Raw genomic sequence first — 20,594 nt, 5'->3', positions numbered from 1 at the left:
GAGGAGCACTGCCGTGGAGATCGTCACCGCCGTCGCCTACTCCGAGGTGCACGACGCCTACCTGCGGGACCATCCGGTGGAGCGGGCCCACGAGGCGAACACCAACCTGTACGGCGAGGAGAACCTCGAACGCGCCGCCGTGATCCCCGGCGGCTGGTGGCGGATCCGGCTCACCCGGGCCGATGTCCTCGGCGTCGTCCTGCCCTGGCACCTCAGCGAGGGCGGTGCGCGCGAACTCGTCCCGCGCACCGGGCTGACCGTCGCCGGCGCGGCCGAACGCGTCCGCTCCGGCGGCGCCGACTGGGCGGCGGCCAACCCGCTCTGCGCGGCGAAGCTGCGGCTGCTCCGCCGGGCGCCCTTCAGCACGCTCTACCTCGCCACCGCGCCGGTCGACCACCGCGACTACGCGGGCCTGGCCGTCCGGCGCGGACTGATCCACGTCGACGGCCTGCACCGCATGCTGGCCTGGGAGCTGGCCGGCCGGCTGTCCGAACACACCGGACTGGACGGGTACTTGGCGGGCGACCCGGCCGTCCTCGCCCCATCGGCGGTCCAGGCCGAATCGGCCCGGAGGGCCCGGACGGGGGACAAGCCGGCGTGACCTCCGCGACGCAGCACGTCCGGTCCACCCCCGCCACCGGCTCGCTCAGCGCGCTGCTGTCCCACCTCGCGCGCACCCACCCCGACCGGCCCGCGGTCAGCGACGGCCTGCGCACCCTCGACCACCGCACCCTGGACGCCGCCGCCGGGCGGATCGCCGCCCGACTGGCCGCCGACGGCACCGGGCGCGGCGACCGGGTCGCCCTGCTCGGGCCCCGGGACGCCCGGATGCTGGTGCTGCTGCACGGGGTGCTGCGCTCCGGCGCGGCCGCCGTGCTGACCGACCCGGACTGGACGGCGGCCGACCTGGCCCGGCGGCTGGCGGCCGTCGGGGTGGGGCGGGTGCTCGCCACCGAGAGTGGGCCGGGCGGACCGGGCGGACCGGGCGGACCGGGCAGGCCGGGCAGGCCGGGCGGCCCGGTCCGGGGCGGGGTGGAGGTGGTGGACGTCCTGGGCGGGCTGGGCGTCTCAGACGTTCCGGGCGGTCCCGGCGGTCCGGGCGATCCGGGCCTTCCCCCGGCCGGACCGGCCTGGCTGGGCGGCGAGCCCACCGGGGAGGACCCGGCGTACCTGTCCTTCACCTCCGGATCCAGCGGCGAGCCCAAGGCGGTCGCCGTCACCCATGCCAACGCCGTCCACTACGCGCACGCGCTGGCCGACCGGCTCGGACTCACCGAGGCCGACGCCCCCACCCTCGCGCACGTCACCACGCTCGCCGCTGACCTCGGCCACACCGCCTGGCTGCTCGCCCTGGCCACCGGCGGCTCCGTGCACGTCGTCCCCGACCACGAGGTGCGGGACCCGGCGGCCTTCTGGACCACCCTGCGCCGGGCCGGGGTCGACACCCTCAAGACCACCCCCTCGCACCTGACCGCCCTGCTGGAGGGCCGCCCTGCCGGCACCCCGCCGCTGCGCACCCTGCTGCTCGGCGGCGAGGCCCTGCCGCGTCCGCTCGCCGCCGCCCTGCTCGACGACGGTGTCACCGAGCGGCTGGTCAACCACTACGGACCGACCGAGACGACCGTCGGCGCGACCTGCTTCCTGGCCACCACCGCCCGCCAACTGCCCGACGGGGAACCGACCGTACCGATCGGCGACGGCATCGGTGAGGTGCTGCTCACCCTGGTCGACGGCGCCGGGCGGGCGGTGGCCGACGGTACGGCCGGGGAGCTGCTGATCGGCGGGCGGGGCGTCAGCGCCGGGTACTTCGGGCGGCCCGAGGAGACCGCCCGCGGCTTCGTCCGGCGGGACGGCCGGCGGATGTACCGCACCGGCGACCTGTGCCGCCGACGGGCCGACGGGCACCTGGTGTTCCTCGGCCGGGCGGACCGCCAGGTGAAGGTCCGGGGGTACCGGGTCGACCTCGCCGAGGTCGAGCGGGCGATGGACGGGTACCCGGGCGTGGCCGGCTCCGCGGCGCTGCTGCGGGAGACCGCGTTCGGGAGCCAACTGATCGGCACAGTAAGGCTGTTGGACCCGGCCGTCGAGATGGCGGGGCTGGTCGACCACCTACGCGACCGGCTGCCCGGCTACTCCGTGCCGCAGCCGATCCTGGTGCTGCCCGACTTCCCGTTCGGGCCGAACGGCAAGCTGGACCGGGCCCGGCTGGCCGAGCTGGTGGACCGGCTCGTCGAGGCCCGCGCCGAGCCGGCGGGGCCGGCGGGGGACGGCCTGGCCGCGGAGATCGCCCGGTTCTGGGCCGGCGCGCTCGGACTGCCCGGCGTCGGACCGCGGACGGACGTGATCGGCCTCGGCGGGGACTCCATCCTCGCCATGCGCACCATCGCCCTGTTGCGGCGCTCCGGGCTGAGGGTCGCCTACGAGGACTTCTACCGGCACCCGACGGCCGCCGGACTGGCGTCGGCGGCCGTGCCCGTCGGCGCCGCCGGTCCGGCGCCGCAGCAGCGCGGAGGCGGTCAACTCGCCCCTGCCCAGCGCTGGTTGTACCAGCAGCGGTCGGTCGACGACCTGCGGCACTGGAACCAGTCCGTCCTGCTGCGCTGCCGCACCGCCGTCGACCCGGCCGCGCTCTCGGCGGCCCTCGCGGCCGTCCTGGAACGCCACCCGGCGCTGCGCCGACCCGTCCGCCCGGACGGCCCCGGCGAACCACTCGCCGTCACGGACCTCGACCCGCTCTCCCACTCCCACATCCCCCGCGCCACCAGTGCGATCGCCGACACCGTCGCCGGGGTCTGCACCGGACTCCACCGCAGCCTCGACCCGGCGGCCGGCCGGCTGCTGCGCGCCCACCTGTTCACCGGCCCGCCCGGCACCGACCAGCGGCTCGCGCTGATCGCCCACCACCTGGTGGTCGACGGGCTGTCCTGGCGGATCCTGCTGGACGACCTCGCCCAGGCCTACCGCGCGGTGCTCGACGGCGCGGTGTCCGACCGAGTTGTGCCCGGCCGGGTTGTGCCCGACGGCGCGGTGTCCGGCGAAGGGGTGTCCGACGGCGCGGTGTCCGACGAAGGGGCGTCCGACCGGCGACCGGTCGAGCTGCCGCCCACGCCCGACTTCTACCAGTGGGCGGCGGCCGCCCCTCCGGCGGCTCCGGTGTCACCCGCCGCCGATCCCGGCCCGCCCACCCAACCGGCCGCGCTCAGCTGGGCGTTGGACGCCGCCGCCACCGCCCGACTGGTCGCCCGACACGGCGGCGGAGCCGGGCTGGAGGCCGTCCTGCTGGACGCCTTCGCCGGCGCCGTCGGCCCCCGGCGCGGCGAGCCCCGGCTCGCGGTGGAGGTCGAGACCCACGGCCGGGACACCGTCGGCGACCCGGGCGAACACCTGGACACCGTCGGCTGGTTCACCGCCGTCAAGCACGTCGAACTGGACCCCTCGGCCGGGGCCGGCCCGGCGGAGACGGCACGACGGCTGCGCGAGACGCCCGTCCGGCCGATGGACGCGCCCGGGGCGCGTCCGGACGTCGGCTTCAACTTCCTCGGCACCTTCCGGCTGCCCGAGGAACCCGCGCTCGACTGGACCATCGCCGACGAACAGGCCGGTGCGGCCCGCTGCGCCGGCGGCGATCCGCTGTACCGGCTGCGGCTCACCGCACGGATCGTGGAGCAACGCCTCGTCGCCGACCTGGTGTACGGGTGGCCCACGGTGGCCCATCCGGCCGCCCGGCGGATCCTCGACCGCTTCGCCAGGGCCCTCGCCGGGCCCACCGCGGACAAGCCCGTCCGCTCGCCGCTGTCCACCTCCGGGCAGCTGCTGCACGCCCGGGTCGCACCCACCGCCCGGGCCGCCGTCCGCGAACCCGCCCGGGTGCTGCTCACCGGCGCCACCGGCTACCTCGGACGGCACCTGCTGGACGCCTTCCGGCGGCGCGGCGCGGTGGTCACCTGCCTGGTCCGGGCCGCCGACGACGCCGCGGCCGTACGGCGGCTGGCCGGCGAGCGGGCCCACGTCGTCGCCGGGGACATCGACCGGGACGGCCTCGGCCTCTCCCCGGCCGGGCTGGAACGGGCCCGGGACGCCCGGATCGTGGTGCACGCGGCCGCGGACGTCCGGCTGGTCGCCTCACCCGACGACCTGGAGCGCGCCAACCACACGGCGGTGCGCCGGCTGCTCGGCTGGGTCGACGAGCACACCCCGCAGGCCCGGCTGCACCACGTCTCCACGCTGGCCGTGTCCGGCGGGGTGGACGGCCCGCCGCGCCGGTTCAGCGAGGCCGACCTGTGGATCGGCCAGCACTTCCGCACCCCGTACGAGCGCAGCAAGTACCGGGCCGAGCAGGCCGTCCGGGCCTGGGCGGCCACCGGGCACGCCGCCTACCTCCACCGCAGCGGCCACATCGCCGCGCACAGCCGGACCGGCGCCTTCCAGGCCAACCTCGGCGACAACCGGATCTACCAGCTCGTCCGCGGCTACCTGCTGGCCGGCGCCGCCCCCAGCCGGCCGGGCACCGCCTTCGCGTTCTCGCACGTGGACACGGTGGCCGCCGGGATCGCCGCGATCGCCCTCGACCCGTACGCGGTGCCCGGCGCCTACCACGTCGAGACCCCGTACGAGACGCCGCACGACGAACTCGTCGGCTGGCTCTCCGCGCACGGCCGGCCCGTCCGGCTCACCGACGACGAGACCTTCACCGCCGCCCTCGCCCGGGCCGAGCGGCAGCACCCGACGGCGGCCCGGCTGGCCGCCGCCTGGGCCCAGCAGGAGGAGCGCAACGTCCGGGTGGACAGCGCGTACACCACCTCGGTGCTGGACCGGCTGGGCGTGCGCTTCACCGCGCCGAGCCGGCAGTGGTGGTCGGCCGCGCAGACCTGGGCGGCGGAGGCCGGTCACCTGCCGCCCCGCTGACCCGACCCGCCCGCTGGCCCGACCCGCCCCGCTGACCGGCCCGACCCGGCGTGAGACCCGACCCGACAGCTCACCTCCGACAGGCTCCGACCCGACAGGCTCCGAGAGAAGGCAGACTCCGTTGTCCCAGCTCTCCCCCGTGCTGAAGCAGGCCACCCCCGTCGTCGCCGTACGCGGCGAAGGCCTCCACCTCTACGACGCCGACGGCCGCCGCTACCTCGACTTCACCTCCGGAGTGGGGGTGACCAGCACCGGCCACTGCCACCCCAGGGTGGTCGAGGCCGTCCGCGAACAGGCCGGCCGGCTGCTGCACGGCCAGTACACCACCGTGCTGCACGACCAACTACTCACCCTCACCGAACGGTTGGGCGAGGTGCTGCCGCCCGGTCTGGACTCGGTGTGCTACGCCACCGCCGGCACCGAGGCCGTGGAGGCGGCGCTGCGGCTGGCCCGGCACGCCACCGGGCGGCAGAACGTGATCGTCTTCGAGGGCGCCTTCCACGGCCGGACCATGGGCGCGGCCGCGCTCAGCACCGCCGGGATCCGCTACCGGGCGGGCATCGGCCCGCTGGTGCCCGGGGTCGCGGTGGCGCCGTTCCCGGCCGCCTTCCGGCTCGGCCTGTCCGAGGAGGAGGCGGTGGCACACGCCCTGCGCGGGCTGGACGAGGTGCTGGCCACTGTCTCCGCGCCCGCCGAGACGGCGGCCCTGTTCGTCGAACCGGTGCTCGGCGAGGGCGGCTACGTCCCCGCCCCGGCCGGGTTCCTCGCCGGACTGCGGGAGCGCGCCGACCGGCACGGCTTCCTGCTGGTGGTGGACGAGGTGCAGAGCGGCTTCGGCCGCACGGGCCGGTTCTGGGCCCACCAGTACGAGCCGGCCCGCCCGGACGAGGAGGGCTTCCGGCCCGACGTCCTGATCACCGCCAAGGGACTGGCCAGCGGCCTGCCGCTGTCCGCCCTCGCCGCGCCGACCGACCTGATGCGGCGCGCCTGGCCCGGCTCCCAGGGCGGCACCTACGGCGGGAACCCGCTGGCCTGCGCCGCCGCGCTGGCCACCCTGGACGTGCTGCGCGAGGAACGGCTGGTGGAGAACGCCGCCGAGCAGGGCGTCCGGCTGCTGGACGGCCTGCGGGCGGTCGCCGCCGGGGCGCCCGGCATCGGCGACGTCCGGGGCCTCGGACTGATGGCGGCCAGCGAGTTCTGCCGACCGGACGGCTCACCCGACCCGGCGGCCGCCCTGCGCGTCCAGCGGGCCGCCGCCGACCTCGGACTGCTGCTCCTGCTCTGCGGGATCCACCTCAACGTGGTCCGGATGATCCCCGCGCTGGTCGTCACGGCCGCGCAGACCGACGAGGCACTGGCGCTCTGGTCCAAGGCCGTCGCGGCCGGGGCCCGGCCGGAGGAGGCGTAGTGAACGAGCACACCGTGACCGAGATCGGCTGGAGCAGCCTGGAGTTGGAGGCCCGGCGGCAGATGTGGTCGCTGCCGCTGGGCGACGACGAGCGGGAGCTGCTCTGGGCCGACGCCCGGGCCGGCCGCTGGGGCGCCGCCGCGCCGGCGCGCGAGCGGCTGCGGGCCTTCGTCCGGGAGAGCGTCGACTCGGTCGGGCTCACCCATGTCGCCAACCTGGTCGACCCGGCACGGCCCGAGCCGGAGATCACCGAGGCGCTCGCCTTCCTGCTCCGGGACTACGGCCGGATCGTCCCGCAGAACGGCCGCGGCGACCTCACCTCGGTACTGCGCGACCAGGACGGCGACGGCAACACCGAACTCGGCTTCCACTGCGACACCTGCGACCTGCTCATCCTGCTCTGCCTCCAACCCTCCTACCGTGGCGGCGGATTGACCAAGCTGGCGAGCGCCCGGCACGTCCACGACCTGATCGGGCGGGAACGGCCGGACGCCCTGGCCACCCTCGGCGAGGACTGGACCTTCGACCGCACCGGCCGGGCCGGCCCGCAGCTGATCGTCACCCCGATCCTGTACCCCCGGAAGGACGGCACGATCGGCTGCTACTACCAGACCCGTACGGTCCGCTCCTCGCCCGACCGCGGCGGACCGGAACTGACGGATCGACAGTGGGAGGCGCTCGGCGTGCTGGACGAGGTGCTCTACCGGCCGGAGATCGCCTTCGGCCTGCCGATGGCCGCCGGAGACCTGCTGATCATCCGCAACAGCCGTGTGCTGCACGGGCGTTCGGCGTACGTGGACGAACCCGGCCGGTACGCCCGGCGGATGCTGCGGATCTGGCTCAACGAGGGGGAGACATGGACGCCGTGAAACCCCGGGTGGCCCTGGTGACCGGCGGCGGCAGCGGCATCGGCCGGGCCTCCTCGCTCGCCCTGCTCGGCGCCGGCTGGACGGTGGTGCTCGCCGGGCGCCGCAAGGACGCGCTGGAGGCGACCGCCGCGCTCGCGGCCGTCGCCCCGGAACGGGTGCTGGCGGTGCCCACCGACATCCGCAGCCCGGAGGAGGTCGCCCGACTGTTCGACGCCGTCCGCGACCGCTACGGCCGGCTCGACCTGCTGTTCAACAACGCGGGCGCCGCCGCCCCGCGCCGGCCGATCACCGAGACGCCCTTCCAGGACTGGAACCGCGTCCTGGACACCATCGTGACCGGCAGCTTCCTGTGCGCCCGGGAGGCCTTCCGGCTGATGAGCGCCCAGACCCCGCAGGGCGGCCGGATCATCAACAACGGCGCGCCCTCGGCCCATGTGCCCCGCCCCAACTCCCTGGCCTACACCGCCGCCAAGCACGCCGTCCTCGGCCTCACCAAGGTGCTCGCCCTGGACGGCCGCCCGTACGGCATCTCCTGCGGGCAGATCGACGTCGGCAACGTCGCCCCGCCGGACGGCGGGCCGCAGCCGGCCGCGATGCAGGCCGACGGCACCATGGCGGTGGAGGCGACCATCCCGGTCGAGCGCTTCACCGAGGCGCTGCTGCTGATGGCCTCGCAGCCGCCGGACACCACCATCCAGTCCCTGGTGGTGCTGCCGAGCACCATGCCGTTCGTCGGAAGGGGCTGAACCGTGCTGGTCAGTGCCCGCTCCTTCGCGGAGTACCGGGCGATGTTCGCGCTCACCGACCGCGACCTCGCCGGGCGCGTCCTGGACTGCCCGGCCGGCGCGGCGAGCTTCGTCGCGGAAGCCGGGCGACGGGGGATCGACGCCGTCGCCGTTGACCGCGAATACGCGTTGCACCGTGAGGAGTTGGGCCTGCTGGTCGAACGGGAGACCGGCTACAAGCGGGACCGGCTGGTGAAGGAGACGGCGGGCTACTCCCGGTCCTGGTACGCCGACGCGGACGACATGATCCGGCAGTGGACCGCCAACGCCCGGCTGTTCCGGGCCGACATCGCCGCCCGCCCGGACCGCTACGTCACCGGGGCGCTGCCCGAACTCCCCTTCGCGGACGACTCCTTCGACCTGGTGCTCAGCTCGCACCTGGTCTTCTCGTACGGCAACCGGCTGGGCGAGCAGCTCGTCCGGGCCGCGCTGCTGGAACTCGCCCGGGTGGCCCGGCGGGAGGTCCGGCTCTTCCCGGTCATGGTGTACGACACCGGGGAGCGGTACCCGGGGCTGGAGCGGCTGCTGGAGCGGCTGGCGGGCGTCGGCATCGGGAGCCGGGTGGAGCGGGTGGCGTACGAGTTCCAGCCGGGGGACGACGAGATGCTGGTGCTCACCTGCGCGGAGTACCGCACCCCGGCGCTGACCGCGCCCGCCGCCCCGGGTGCGGCGGTGGCCGTCGACCCGGTGCGGTGGCGGCACCGGGAGCGGGGGGCCTGAGGGCGGCCGGCGTGGTTCGCCGGCAGCGGAACGCCTGTGGGGAACGCGGGTGCCACGGGCCACGTTCATGACCGACATGAACACGCATCAGCACCACGAGCAGGAGCACCACGAGCACGACGAGCACCATGCACACGACGAGCACCACGGGCACGACGGGCACGACGGGCACGACGGGCACGACGGGCACGTCGAGCACCACGGCCACGACGGGCACCAAGGTCATGGCGGTCATGGCGGCCACCACGGCCACGGCGCTCCGCAGGGGCTGACGGCCTCCGACCAGGGTTACACCCTGATACCGGAGACCGTCGGCCCCGAGGGCGAGTTCACCTTCCGGATCACCGGGCCCGACGGCAAGCCCGTCACCGGGTACGAGCCGCAGCACGAGGCCCTGCTGCACCTGATCGTCGTCCGCCACGACCTCTCCGGCTACCGGCACGTCCACCCCGAGCTGGACGCGGACGGCACCTGGCGCGTCGCCGGCCCCTTCGACGGGCCCGCCGCCTACCACGCGTACGCCGATTTCAAGGCCGTCGGCGCCGCCCCGCTCACCCTCGGCGTCGACCTCACCCTCCCCGGCGAGACGACCGGCCGGCCGCTGCCGGAGGCCTCGGCCACCGCCACCGTCGACGGCTACACCGTCACACTGACCGGCGGGTTGGCGGCCGGCAACGGCGCTCCGCTCACCTTCACCGTGACGCGCGACGGCGCCCCCGTCACCGACCTCCAGCCCTACCTGGCCGCCTACGGCCACCTGGTCGCCCTGCGCGCCGCCGACCTCGCCTACCTGCACGTCCACCCCGACGGCGAACCCGGCGACGGCACCACCGCGCCAGGCCCGGACATCACCTTCCACGCGGTGGCCCCCACGGCGGGCCCGTACCGGCTCTACCTCGACTTCAAGCACGGCGACGCCGTCCACACCGCCGAGTTCACGGCCGTGGCCGGAGCCTGAGCCCGCCGTCGCCGTCGCCGTCGCCGGCGACCGACCGCAACCGGGCTGCCCCCGGCGGATATCCGCACGACGGCCGCCGGGCCGCTCCGCTACGGTGCGGCGATGGTGAACTTCGTACTGGTCGCCGGAGCCCGGCTCGGGTCGTGGGCCTGGGACGACGTGGTCCCGCACCTCCGTGCGGCCGGCCACGCCGTCCACCCGCTGACGCTGTCCGGGCTGGCCGACAAACGCGGCCTGCCGGCCGGGCAGCGGACCCACGTCCAGGACATCGTGACCGAGGTCGAGCGCCACGACCTGCGCCAGGTCGTGCTGGTCGGCCACAGCTACGCGGGCGTCCCGGTCGGCCAGGCGGCGCAGCGGATCGGCGACCGGCTGGCCCGGATGGTCCTCGTCGACTCCGACGTCCCCGTCGACGGCCGGTCCTTCGCCGCCGGCTGGCCCGACGGCGGCGCGGCACTGACGGCAACGATCGCCGACAACGGCGGCTTCTGGCCCTGCGGGCAGGCCGAACACTTCGCGGGCCACGGCCTCTCCGAGGAACAGACCGCCCGCATCCTCGCCGGCGCGACCCCGCACCCGGGCGCCACCCTGACCGAACCCGCCACCCTGACCGGCCCCCTCGCCGACCTGCCCACGACCTACGTCAAGTGCCTGCTCGCCGGGGCGGAACCGGACGAGGAGGTGGCCGCACTGCTGACCGGCGGGCACTGGCGGCTGGCCGAACTCGACACCGGCCACTGGCCGATGTTCTCCCGCCCGACCGACCTCGCCCACCTGCTGCTCTCCGCTGCCGCCGACGGCCCGTCGGGCGAACACGGCACCGACCAGCTGAGGCGCTGTCAGTAGCGTTGCGGTACGCGCCACATGAGGACATCCCCCTTGCGGCCTCCCGTTGTCCGGCGCGCCTCTGGTGTTTCGGTGACGCGTCGGTAACATGAGTCACCCTCATGTTCTGCCCTCGTGTGCTACCAGGAGGAGGCCGCCATGCCGGACCGTCTCGACCTACCGCCCGGCTTCCGCTGGGGCGTCGCCACCGCCGCCTACCAGATCGAGGGGGCCGTCGACGAGGACGGCCGCGGCCCGTCCGTCTGGGACACCTTCGCGGCCCGCCCCGGCGCCGTCCGCGACGGCCACACCGGCGCGACCGCCTGCGACCACTACCACCGGTACCCCGAGGACGTCGCCCTGATGAAGGACCTCGGGCTCGACGGCTACCGCTTCTCCCTCTCCTGGCCCCGCGTCCTGCCCACGGGCGCGGGCGCCGTCAACCCCGCCGGACTCGCCTTCTACGACCGGCTGGTCGACGCATTGCTGGAGGCGGGCATCACCCCCCTCCCCACCCTCTTCCACTGGGACCTCCCCCAGGCCCTCGAAGACCACGGCGGCTGGCTCAACCGCGACACCGCCTACCGCTTCGCCGACTACGCCACCGTGATGGCCGACCGCCTCGGCGACCGCATCCCCACCTGGATCACCCTCAACGAGCCCTTCGTCCACACCGTCTTCGGCTACGCCCTCGGCACCCACGCCCCCGGCCACACCCTGATGTTCGAGGCCCTCCCGGCCGCCCACCACCAACTCCTCGCCCACGGCCTCGCCGCCTCCCTGCTCCACGACCGCGGCCTGGAGGTGATGCTCTCCAACAACCTCACCCCCGTCGAGCCGGCCTCCCCCTCGGCCGAGGACGCGGCCGCCGCCCGGGCCTACGACGCCCTGCACAACCGCCTGTTCACCGACCCCGTCCTGCTGGGCCGCTACCCCGACCTCTCCGCCCTCGGCGTCCCCGACGACATCTTCGGCGCGATCCGCCCCGGCGACGTCGACCTCATCCACGCCCCCGGACTCGACGGCCTCGGCGTCAACTTCTACAACCCCACCCGCGTCGCCGCCCCCAGCAACCCGGACCTCCCCTTCGACCTGGTCGCCATCCCCGACGTCCCCCACACCGCCTTCGGCTGGCCCGTCGTCCCCGACGCCCTGCGCCAACTCCTCCTCGGCCTCCGCGACGTGTACGGCACCGCCCTCCCGCCGATCACCATCACCGAGAACGGCTGCTCCGTCGAGGAGTCCACCGACCCCGACCAACCCCGCATCGACTACCTCGCCGCCCACCTCGACGCCGTCGCCCAGGCCGTCGCCGAAGGCGTCGACATCCGCGGCTACTACACCTGGTCCCTCCTCGACAACTACGAATGGGCCGAGGGCTACCACCAGCGCTTCGGCCTCGTCCACGTCGACTTCGCGACGCAGCGGCGCACCCCGAAGGCCTCGTACGCCTGGTACCGCGACCTGATCGCTGCCCACAAGGCGCGACATGCGAAACAGGGGCTGGTAACTCCCTTGTAGCACGGTGTTGATGCCCGAACGCAGGGCCTCGCAGACGAACGCAACGATCGGAGGGAATGGCCGGGAACGGTCTGCTGGGACAAAAGCGCCTCACTCCGTACGCGGTGCGAACGGGAATGGTGGGAGAAATTCAGTGAATCATTTGCCAATGAGCTGCCGACTGAATGTCAGATCGCGGGCTCGGTGAGCCCGTTCGACCTTGCGCTCGGCCCGCACCGGTTCGGGTGTCTCCCGCGCGACGCCGTCCGGGCCGAAGACCGTGAACCGGTCGACGGGCCGGGCGAACCAGCGGTCGTGCGTGACGGCCGGAGTCGTGCCCCCGCATAATCTCCAGGCCCTCCTGCGGGGCCCCGCCGACTCTCGGTCCGCAACCGCCGTCCGAGGGGTCGGAGTCGAGTCCCGCCGTGCCCCTTCTGGTCGCCGTACGGGGCGGTAGGGTCACCGGAATCTGCTGGACATATCGGTTTCCTTTCGGGGGTTTCTGAAATTCGACCGGTGGCCTAGGCTGCGGCGCGTGTCGATCCTTCGAAGACTTCGCGCTTCCGGCCCGCGCCTGCGGCCGGAACTCGACGACGTTGAACTCGGTCGCGTGCGGCGACAGCTGAATTCACCCGCGATGCCGGGGCAGCACGGAATTCAGATCGACCAGATCGAGCGGCTGCTCCACGGGGCCGGTACGGACTGGGACCGTCGCGCGCACCGCTTCGCCGTGCTCGCCGAGGCGGCTGCGCACTCGGCGCTCTCCCGCTCCTGGCGGACGCGCCGCCCGCGCGGTGCCGACCCGCAGGTCTTCGAGGCGTGGGTCGAGCTGTGCCGTGGCCGGTGGGCGGGGCGGATGGAGGACGCCCCCGCCACCGCCGAATGCTGCCGTCGTGCCGCCGCCGCCGTTCCCGACGACCCCACGCCGTGGGTGGTGCTGCTCGGGATCCTGCGTCTGACGCGCGCCGAATCGCGAGAGGTGTTCGCCGTCTGGCACGAGGTGACAGCGCGCGACCCCTGGAACCGTGAGGCCCATCTGCACATGCTGCGCTACCTGTCGCCGGAGGAGTGCGGCTCGCGCAGCAGTCAGCTGGACTTCGTGCACGCTGTTCGGGCCTCGGTGCCGGCCACCGCACCGGCCGTGGGCGTGGAACTGACCGCACTGGTCGACGAACACACCCGCATCGCCGCCCGGGGCGGCGTCGAGGCCCTGCTGGTCCGCCGCCAGTGGGAGAACAACCGGGCCGCCACCGCGTTGGAGACCGCTCTGGCGGGCTGGCCGCGTCCCGGCCACCTGCGGCACGCGGCCGCTCTGGCCGACCTCAACCTGCTCGCCTTCGCCATGGTCCAGGCCGGCCGCGTGCGCGAGTGTGCCGACGCCTTCGGCCTGATCGGCGACACGGTCACCGCCTGGCCGTGGACACTCGACGGTGACCCGCTCGACCGGTTCGGTTACTGGCGGTCCAGGGCGCTGACCTGACACCCTGCCGTCGACGGCCACCGGTCGGCACTCCGGTGGCTACGCGGGGCGACACAGGACTCCTGTCTGTGGCGGGGGCGACGACGGGCGGCGAGTAGCGGGGGCCAGACCGGGCCACTATGGGAGGGGGCCTACGGGTTCACCGGTCGGCTCGAATGGGGTGATCGTGATGGGCGTACCGTGGCATCCGTCGCCAGGGCCCGGACACGAGGCCGCCGAGGCGTCGGCCGGGCAGGGCCTTGAGGCGATGGCGCAGATCCTGCGATCCGCGCCGGCCCGGCTCGATGCGCACATCGGAGGTCTCTATCTGCTGTCCGAGGACCGGCAGCTGCTCGAACTGGCTCTGACACTGGGGGCTGCCCGGCAGTTCACCAGGCCGTGGCAGCGCGTCGGCCTGACCGCACCGATACCGGTGGCGGAGGCGGTGCGCAGCGGCCGGGTCGTCTGGGTGGGCGGCGCGGAGGACATGGCGCGCAGGTATCCGAGGATCGCGGTCGCCATGCCGTACGCGTTCTGCCTCGCGGTCGCCCCACTCATCAGGCGGAGGACCGCGTACGGGGCCGTCTTCCTGCTCTGGCCCGCGGCACATCCCCCCGAGATGTCGCCCGGTGAACGGGACGCGTTCGGCGCGTTCGCCGCGCTCCTGACCGAGGCGCTGGCGGAGGCAGCCCAGGCAGGACGTCCGGTCCGGGCCGGCCCGCGCCCCGAGGTGGCGGAGCGCGGTTCCGTCGCCCAGCTCACCACGATGGCGGCACGGCTTCCCGAGGGCATCTGCGCCATCGATCTGAACGGCAGGCTGGCCGTGGTCACACCGGCCGCCGCCGAGCTGCTGGGCGAGCCGGCCGAGCGGCTGCTGGGCGCGAGGCCGTGGGAGGTCCTGCCGTGGCTGCGGGACCCGGTGTACGAGTACCACTACCGGGCCGCGGTGATCAGCGGGCAGTCCACCTTCTTCGTGGCGATGCGGCCGCCGGACCGGTGGCTGTCGTTTGAGCTCTTCCCGGGCCCGTCCGGACTGACCGCGCGGATCGTCACCGCCGACGCCGCCCACCGCGCCCGGCCCACCGGGGCGCCCCGGGCGGGGCACACCCGGCCCGGGGCGCTCTACCACCTCCTCCACCTCGCCGGTGCGCTGACCGAGGCCGTCAGCGTGCAGGACGTGGTGAGCATGGTCTCGGAGCAGATCGTGCCGGCGTTCGGCGGCCGAGCCGTGGCGGTGCTGATGGCGGAAGGAGGCCGACTGCGCATCGTGGGCCATCGCGGCTACCCGCCCGGCCTGGTCGACCAGTTCGACGGCACTCCGCTGACCGAGCCCACGCCCGGTGTCCGGGCGTCCACCAACCCCGTACCGGCGTACTTCGAGACCCGTGCGGAGTTGGAGCGGGTCTACCCGGGCCGCCCCGAGACGCAGGACGGGATGGCCGCCTGGGCCTATCTGCCGCTGGTGACCTCGCGCAGGCTGATCGGCACCTGCGTGCTGGCCTTCGCCGAGCCGCACCACTTCGATCTCGAGGAACGCGCCGTTCTCACCTCGCTCGGCGGACTGATCGCCCAGGCCCTGGACCGGGCCCGGCTGTACGACACCAAGCTCGGTCTCGCCCACGGCCTCCAGGAAAGCCTGCTGCCCCGTGCACTGCCGGACGTCCCGAGCCTGGAGATCAGTGCCCGCTACCTCCCGTGCACGGAGGGCATGGACATCGGAGGCGACTTCTACGACGTCATCCGGGTCGGGCCTGACAGCGTGGCCGTGGTGATCGGCGACGTCCAGGGCCACAACGTCAACGCCGCCGCGCTGATGGGCCAGGTCCGTACCGCTGTCCGTGCCTTCGCCGCGGCCGATGCCGATCCGAGCACCGTGCTCTCCCGCACCAACCGCCTGGTGGCCGACCTGGAGACCGCCTTGCTGGCCAGCTGCGTCTACCTTCGCGTCGACCTCGCCCGCCGTGAGGCCTGGCTGGCCGACGCCGGTCACCCCGTGCCCCTGCGATACCGCCCGGACGGCCTGGCGGACGCGCTGGAGCCGCCCGTCGGCCTGGTGCTGAACGTCGACCCCGCCGCCGACTACCCGCAGATCCGCATCGACCTGCCGATCGGCACCACTCTGGTCCTGTACACCGACGGCCTCATCGAGACGCCCGGTACGGACCTCGACCAGGCGTTGGCGGACCTCACCGCCACGCTGGCCCGCCACGGCGGCGAACCACTCGACCGGCTGGCCGACGCGCTCGTCGATCGGGCCGGACACGGAGAGCACCGCACCGACGACGTCGCGCTGCTGCTGATCCGCTCCGTCCCCCGCTGAGCCATGACGGAGCGGGGCCGCTTCCGCGGCCTGCGGGCGGGGCGTACCAGGGGGTGCTCGGGCGAGGTGCCCCGTGCGGCGTGTCCCGCGCTGTCCGGGGCGGGACCATGGGTGTATGGCGAGAGACACGGGCCCCGCGCCCCGGGTGCCGGGCCGAGCGGGTGGTCATGGCGGGCGGCGGCATCCGAGTCCGATTCCGGGGGAGCCGTCGGCGCGGCGGCTGCGGTCGGTGACGAGCATCCGCAGCGTCGCCGGTCAGATGTTCCTCCTCCAGGTGTTGATCGTGCTGCTGCTCGTGGTGGCGGCGGTCGTCGCACTTCTGATCGAGTCTCGCAGCGACCGGTTCGCCGCAGCGCGCGACCGTTCGCTCGCTGCGGCCGAGGCGTTCGCCCACGGCCCCGGTCTGGTGGCGACGATGCAGGGCCCCGATCCCAGCACGGTGCTCCAGCCCCTGACCGAAGCGGCCCGCAAGGACGCCAAGGTCGATTTCATCGTGGTGACCGACCGAAACGGCATCCGCTACACCCACCCCCAGCCGGAGCAGATCGGCAAGAAGTTCGTCGGCACCATCGGGCCGTCGCTGCAGGGCCGAGTCACCGTCGAGCAGGTGCACGGCCCGCTCGGCCTGGAGTACCAGGTGGTGGTTCCGGTGGAGGACACCCACGGTGCGGTCGTGGGCATCGTGTCCGCCGGGATGAAGGTCGCCAACGTGAGCAGCACGGTGAACCGCCAGCTGCCGGTCGTGCTGGGCGCCGGTGCCGTCGCGCTCGGCCTGGCCACGGCCGGTACTGCGCTGGTGGGCAGGCGTCTCCTGCGGCAGACCCACGGCTTGGGGCCGCAGGAGATGACCAGGATGTACGAGCACCACGACGCGGTGCTGCACGCGGTGCGCGAGGGCGTGGCCATCGTCAGCGGCGACGGCCGGGTCCTGCTCGCCAACGACGAGGCGCGCCGGCTGTTGGACCTGCCCTCCGACGCTGAGGGGCGAGCTGTCACCGACCTCGGCCTCGACCCCCGTACGACCGAACTGCTGCTCTCCGAGTGCGCGGTCACCGACGAGGTGCTCCCCGTGGGCGACCGCCTGCTGGCTGTCAACAACCGCCCCACCGACAGTGGGGGAGGCCCGCCCGGCAGCGTCACCACCCTGCGCGACTCCACCGAGTTGCGCGCCCTCGCGGGGAAGGCCGAGGTCGCCCGCGGTCGGCTCAGGCTGCTGTACGAGGCCGGCATGGCCATCGGCACCACCCTGGACGTCCGGCGTACCGCGGAGGAACTCGCCGGGACGGCCTCCCGGGAATTCTGCGACTACGCCACCGTCGACCTCGCCGAAGCGGTCCTGCGGGGCGAGGAGCCGCAGACCCTGACGGTCGGTGCCACGGTGGAGCTGCGGCGGGTGGCGCTCGCGGGCATCCGGGACGATTCGCCGCTGTACCCCCAGGGCACGCTGGTCCGATGGGTGGGGAGTACCCCGCAGGCGGCGGGCTTCGTCAGCGGGCGATCCGCGCTGGTCCCCGAACTGGCGGCCGATGCCGGGTGGCGCATGCAGGATGCCGAGCGTACCCAGGCGGTGCTGGAATTCGGCCTGGCGTCGCTGATCGCCGTTCCGCTGACGGCGCGGGGTGTGCTGATGGGCATCGCCTGCTTCTGGCGTGGCCGTGACAGAGGCCCGTTCGAGGATGACGACCTCTCCCTGGCCGAGGAGCTGGCCGCCCGGGCCGCCGTGTCCGTCGACAACGCCCGCCGCTTCACCCGCGAGCACACGATGGCCGTCACCCTGCAGCACAGCCTGTTGCCGCGCGCGTTGCCCGAGCAGAGTGCCCTCGACGTCGCCTACCGCTACCTGCCCGCCCAGGCAGGGGTCGGCGGCGACTGGTTCGACGTCATCCCGCTGCCGGGCGCCCGGGTCGCGCTCGTCGTCGGCGACGTGGTCGGCCACGGCATGCACGCGGCGGCGACCATGGGCCGCCTGCGTACCGCTGTCCAGAACTTCTCCACCCTCGACCTGCCGCCGGACGAGCTCCTCGGACACCTTGACGATCTGGTCGCCCACATCGACCAGGAGGCGGCCGCGGCCGGGGGTGAGCTCGCGATCACCGGCGCCACCTGCCTCTACGCGATCTACGACCCCAGCACGGCCACCTGTGCGCTGGCCCGGGCGGGCCATCCCCCGCCCGCCCTCGTCCACCCGGACGGCACGGTGGAGCTCCTCGGCCTCCCCGACGGCCCGCCGCTCGGCCTGGGCGGGATGCCCTTCGAAGCAACGGAGGTGCGGCTGCCACCGGGTAGCAGCCTGATCCTCTACACCGACGGCCTCGTCGAGGACCGCACCCGTGACATCGGCGTCGGCCTGGACATCCTGACGGCCGTCCTGGCCCGCCCCGACCGATCGCCCCAGGCGATCTGCGACGCCGTGCTCGACGCGCTGCTGCCTGACCGTCAGACCGACGACATCGCCCTCCTCGTCGCCCGCACCCGCGTGCTGGAGCCCGATCGGACCGCCGAGTGGGAGGTGGCCCCGGCTCCGGAGGCCGTGGCCCAGGCCCGCGCCGAGGCCACCCGACAGCTCGCCGAGTGGGGTCTCGACGAGGCCGCCTTCGTCACCGAACTGGTGCTCAGTGAACTGGTGACCAACGCCATCCGCTATGCGACCGGACCGATCAGGGTGCGGCTGCTGTACGACCGCGCGCTGATCTGTGAGGTCTCCGACAGCAGCAGCACCGCCCCGCACCTGCGCTACGCGGTCGAGGAGGACGAGGGCGGCCGCGGCCTGTTCCTCGTCGCCCAGCTCACCGAACGCTGGGGCGTCCGCTACACCCCCGAGGGCAAGATCATCTGGGCCGAGCAGTACCTGCCACCGGGCGTCCCGACATCCGGCCCGTGAGCGAGCAGCCGGCGAACGTCCCGTCGCAGAACAGCCGCCAGGCACCGTACGATGACACCCCGTTCGACGGGCCGAGGGCCACCACCGGCGCTTCGGCCTCGTCCACGTCGACTTCGCGACGCAGCGGCGCACCCCGAAGGCCTCGTACGCCTGGTACCGCGACCTGATCGCCGCCCACCGCGCCCGGTGCGGGAGGTGGGTCGAGTGAGGGAACTCGCCGCAGCCACGTTTTTTGACGTCGCGTCAGTATCGATGTGTGTGCCGTGGAGGCCCGGTGCGGCCGAACGCACTCGTGCACATCCCTTCGACAGCGCGAGCGTCACGTGACACCCTGGAATCAGCGTTGCTTCGGTACGGTAAGCCGGTCGTGCGCCTGTGCGCCGCCGACGCGAGCTGCTGCCACGGTGGTCGCGCGACGTTCGACAAGAGAAGGGGTCGCCGGTGGTGTCGGACCAGGCCGTGATCGGTTGCCCGGGGGTGTTGGTGATCGGCACCAGGGGAGCCGCCGGCCCTGGTGAGGTCCTGGTGAAGATCAGGGGCGGTTCGGAGTCCTTCCTCGCCTGGTCGGAGGAGCCCCTGCCGAAGGGGACGTCCGTCCTGGTGATCGAATCGCGTGGTACGCGCCAGGTCGACGTCATCGAGTGGACCGACCCGACCGACGACCCGTGGGCCGACCGTGCCGACGGCATTCGCTGAGGAGACAACCAGGATGTTCGGCTATCGTGTTCCCGCCCCCGACGAGGCGATGCTGATCTCAGGCGGACAGCGGGGCCTTGCGGGTGCGCCGTTCCGTGTGGTGACCGGACACGGCACGTTCGTGCTGCCGGTCTTCCGCAAGGTCCGCTTCCTGACTCTGGCGATGTGCGAGGCGGAGGTCGCGGAGACCTGCGTCACCAAGCAGGGCATCGCGCTGACGGTACGGGCGGTGATCGCGTTCAAGGTCGGCAACGACAGCGAGAGCATCGTCAACGCCGGCCAGCGCTTCCTGTCCGACCAGGATCAGATGTCCGTGCTGACCGGCCGGATCTTCGCCGGGCACCTGCGTGCCATCATCGGCTCGATGACGGTCGAAGAGATCGTCACCGAGCGGCAGAAGCTCGCCACCGAGGTCCTGGACACCTCGAAGGCTGAGATGGCGAAGATCGGACTGATCGTGGACTCGCTTCAGATCCAGTCGATCGATGACGGAGACACCGGTTACATCGTCGCGATGTCGGCCCCGCACCGGGCGGCCATCCAGCGGCAGGCCCAGATCGCCCAGGCGCAGGCCGCCCAGGCCGCAGCGGAGGCGGAGCAACAGTCCGCCCGGCAGCAGGCCGAGTACGCGCGGCAGACGGCGGTGGTGAAGGCGCAGTACAGCGCCGAGGTGGACCAGGCGCAGGCACAGGCCGCCCAGGCCGGCCCGCTGGCGCAGGCCCACGCGCAGCAGGAGGTGCTGGCGGCACAGACCGAGCTGGCCCAGCGGGCGGCGGAGCTACGCCAGCAGCAGCTGGTCGCCGAGATCGTGAAGCCGGCCGAGGCGGAGGCCGAGCGGATCCGGGTCGTGGCGCAGGCCGAGGCGGAGCGGATGAAGATCCAGGCCGAGGCGGCGGCCTCGTATGACCGGGTGGCGCTGGACCGGATGCTGATCGACCAGTTGCCGCAGATCGTCAAGGAGGCGGCGGGCGGGCTCGCGGGCGCCAACGTGAACGTCCTCAATGGCACCGACGGCTTGGGCGAGATCGCGGCGGGCCTGGTCAGCCAGGGCCTGACGATCCTGGACTCGGTCCGCAGCGGCCTGGGCACGCAGCAGGGCCGCGTTCGTCAGAACGGCGAGCGGGCCGGGCTCGAACCGGGACAGTAGGCGGAGATTGCCGGCCGCAGCTACCCGGCGGCCTCGCCCCCGGGTGCGGTTCTCGGCGGTGAGTCGCTGAGCGTTGCCCGCCGTGGTGTTCAGGTGCCAGACATGGGTTCAGGGCAGGGCA

14 protein-coding genes and 2 pseudogenes are annotated in these 20,594 nt (G+C 73.8%); 15 read left to right on the top strand and 1 reads right to left on the bottom strand.

What is annotated here, in order from left to right; all coding sequences use genetic code 11:
• The first annotated feature begins 13 nt into the window (after positions 1-13).
• From ACZ3YL_RS32770 to ACZ3YL_RS32730, 9 genes are all read left to right on the top strand, one after another.
• Positions 14-601, top strand: a complete 588-nt coding sequence (locus ACZ3YL_RS32770; protein WP_465660912.1) for a DUF6309 family protein — start codon at positions 14-16, stop codon at positions 599-601.
• Positions 598-4,905 (top strand): AMP-binding protein, encoded by a 4,308-nt coding sequence (locus ACZ3YL_RS32765; RefSeq protein ID WP_465660910.1) that lies wholly within the window; start codon positions 598-600, stop codon positions 4,903-4,905. The genes ACZ3YL_RS32770 and ACZ3YL_RS32765 overlap by 4 nt, the downstream gene beginning before the upstream one ends.
• Before the next feature lie 121 nt (positions 4,906-5,026).
• The gene (locus ACZ3YL_RS32760) at positions 5,027-6,313 is read left to right on the top strand and encodes an aspartate aminotransferase family protein (protein WP_188306229.1); all 1,287 of its coding nucleotides are present in this window, start codon (positions 5,027-5,029) and stop codon (positions 6,311-6,313) included.
• Positions 6,313-7,182: a TauD/TfdA family dioxygenase gene (locus tag ACZ3YL_RS32755; protein ID WP_317621182.1), complete on the top strand. Its 870-nt coding sequence runs from the start codon at positions 6,313-6,315 to the stop codon at positions 7,180-7,182. The genes ACZ3YL_RS32760 and ACZ3YL_RS32755 overlap by 1 nt, the downstream gene beginning before the upstream one ends.
• Positions 7,170-7,928 carry an SDR family oxidoreductase gene (locus ACZ3YL_RS32750; protein ID WP_465660907.1) on the top strand — a complete coding sequence of 253 codons (759 nt, stop codon included), beginning with the start codon at positions 7,170-7,172 and terminating at the stop codon, positions 7,926-7,928. The genes ACZ3YL_RS32755 and ACZ3YL_RS32750 overlap by 13 nt, the downstream gene beginning before the upstream one ends.
• 3 nt (positions 7,929-7,931) lie before the next feature.
• Positions 7,932-8,687: a class I SAM-dependent methyltransferase gene (locus ACZ3YL_RS32745; protein ID WP_188306227.1), complete on the top strand. Its 756-nt coding sequence runs from the start codon at positions 7,932-7,934 to the stop codon at positions 8,685-8,687.
• Between the two features lie 76 nt (positions 8,688-8,763).
• A complete protein-coding gene (locus tag ACZ3YL_RS32740) occupies positions 8,764-9,645 on the top strand; it encodes a hypothetical protein (RefSeq protein WP_465660905.1) in 882 nt (293 codons plus the stop codon).
• 102 nt (positions 9,646-9,747) lie between these two features.
• Positions 9,748-10,491: an alpha/beta fold hydrolase gene (locus ACZ3YL_RS32735; protein WP_188306225.1), complete on the top strand. Its 744-nt coding sequence runs from the start codon at positions 9,748-9,750 to the stop codon at positions 10,489-10,491.
• Between the two features lie 138 nt (positions 10,492-10,629).
• Positions 10,630-11,991 carry a GH1 family beta-glucosidase gene (locus ACZ3YL_RS32730; protein ID WP_465660902.1) on the top strand — a complete coding sequence of 454 codons (1,362 nt, stop codon included), beginning with the start codon at positions 10,630-10,632 and terminating at the stop codon, positions 11,989-11,991.
• A gap of 138 nt (positions 11,992-12,129) precedes the next feature.
• Here ACZ3YL_RS32730 and ACZ3YL_RS32725 read toward each other — a convergent pair.
• Positions 12,130-12,357 (bottom strand): annotated as a pseudogene (locus tag ACZ3YL_RS32725) (hypothetical protein); the annotation flags it as partial.
• 250 nt (positions 12,358-12,607) lie between these two features.
• On the opposite strand from ACZ3YL_RS32725, the gene ACZ3YL_RS32720 reads away from it, so the two are divergent.
• The 6 genes and pseudogenes from ACZ3YL_RS32720 to ACZ3YL_RS32695 all read left to right on the top strand — a co-directional run bounded on the left by ACZ3YL_RS32720 (position 12,608) and on the right by ACZ3YL_RS32695 (position 20,473).
• Entirely contained in the window at positions 12,608-13,450 is an 843-nt protein-coding gene (locus ACZ3YL_RS32720) for a hypothetical protein (RefSeq protein ID WP_223242609.1), read from the top strand.
• A gap of 247 nt (positions 13,451-13,697) precedes the next feature.
• A complete protein-coding gene (locus tag ACZ3YL_RS32715; protein WP_465660900.1) occupies positions 13,698-15,749 on the top strand; it encodes a SpoIIE family protein phosphatase in 2,052 nt (683 codons plus the stop codon).
• 259 nt (positions 15,750-16,008) lie between these two features.
• Positions 16,009-18,630 carry a SpoIIE family protein phosphatase gene (locus tag ACZ3YL_RS32710; RefSeq protein WP_188306244.1) on the top strand — a complete coding sequence of 874 codons (2,622 nt, stop codon included), beginning with the start codon at positions 16,009-16,011 and terminating at the stop codon, positions 18,628-18,630.
• Between the two features lie 70 nt (positions 18,631-18,700).
• A pseudogene (locus ACZ3YL_RS32705) lies at positions 18,701-18,838 on the top strand (family 1 glycosylhydrolase); the annotation flags it as partial.
• Between the two features lie 233 nt (positions 18,839-19,071).
• Positions 19,072-19,326, top strand: coding sequence for a hypothetical protein (locus ACZ3YL_RS32700; protein WP_188306221.1), 255 nt, complete (start codon positions 19,072-19,074; stop codon positions 19,324-19,326).
• Positions 19,327-19,339: 13 nt separating this feature from the next.
• Entirely contained in the window at positions 19,340-20,473 is a 1,134-nt protein-coding gene (locus tag ACZ3YL_RS32695; protein WP_188306220.1) for an SPFH domain-containing protein, read from the top strand.
• Positions 20,474-20,594: the final 121 nt, after the last annotated feature.

The organism is Kitasatospora sp. NPDC023176 (genome assembly GCF_055560495.1).
This window is presented reverse-complemented; position numbering and strand designations above follow the sequence as displayed.

Excerpts from the sequence above, each read along its gene's own strand:
- ACZ3YL_RS32695 (WP_188306220.1), top strand. The coding sequence starts at position 19,340 with ATGTTCGGCTATCGTGTTCCCGCCCCCGACGAGGCGATGCTGATCTCA.
- ACZ3YL_RS32735 (WP_188306225.1), top strand. The coding sequence starts at position 9,748 with ATGGTGAACTTCGTACTGGTCGCCGGAGCCCGGCTCGGGTCGTGGGCC.
- ACZ3YL_RS32710 (WP_188306244.1), top strand. The coding sequence starts at position 16,009 with ATGTTCCTCCTCCAGGTGTTGATCGTGCTGCTGCTCGTGGTGGCGGCG.
- ACZ3YL_RS32730 (WP_465660902.1), top strand. The coding sequence starts at position 10,630 with ATGCCGGACCGTCTCGACCTACCGCCCGGCTTCCGCTGGGGCGTCGCC.
- ACZ3YL_RS32750 (WP_465660907.1), top strand. The coding sequence starts at position 7,170 with ATGGACGCCGTGAAACCCCGGGTGGCCCTGGTGACCGGCGGCGGCAGC.
- ACZ3YL_RS32715 (WP_465660900.1), top strand. The coding sequence starts at position 13,698 with ATGGCGCAGATCCTGCGATCCGCGCCGGCCCGGCTCGATGCGCACATC.
- ACZ3YL_RS32740 (WP_465660905.1), top strand. The coding sequence starts at position 8,764 with ATGAACACGCATCAGCACCACGAGCAGGAGCACCACGAGCACGACGAG.
- ACZ3YL_RS32720 (WP_223242609.1), top strand. The coding sequence starts at position 12,608 with ATGCCGGGGCAGCACGGAATTCAGATCGACCAGATCGAGCGGCTGCTC.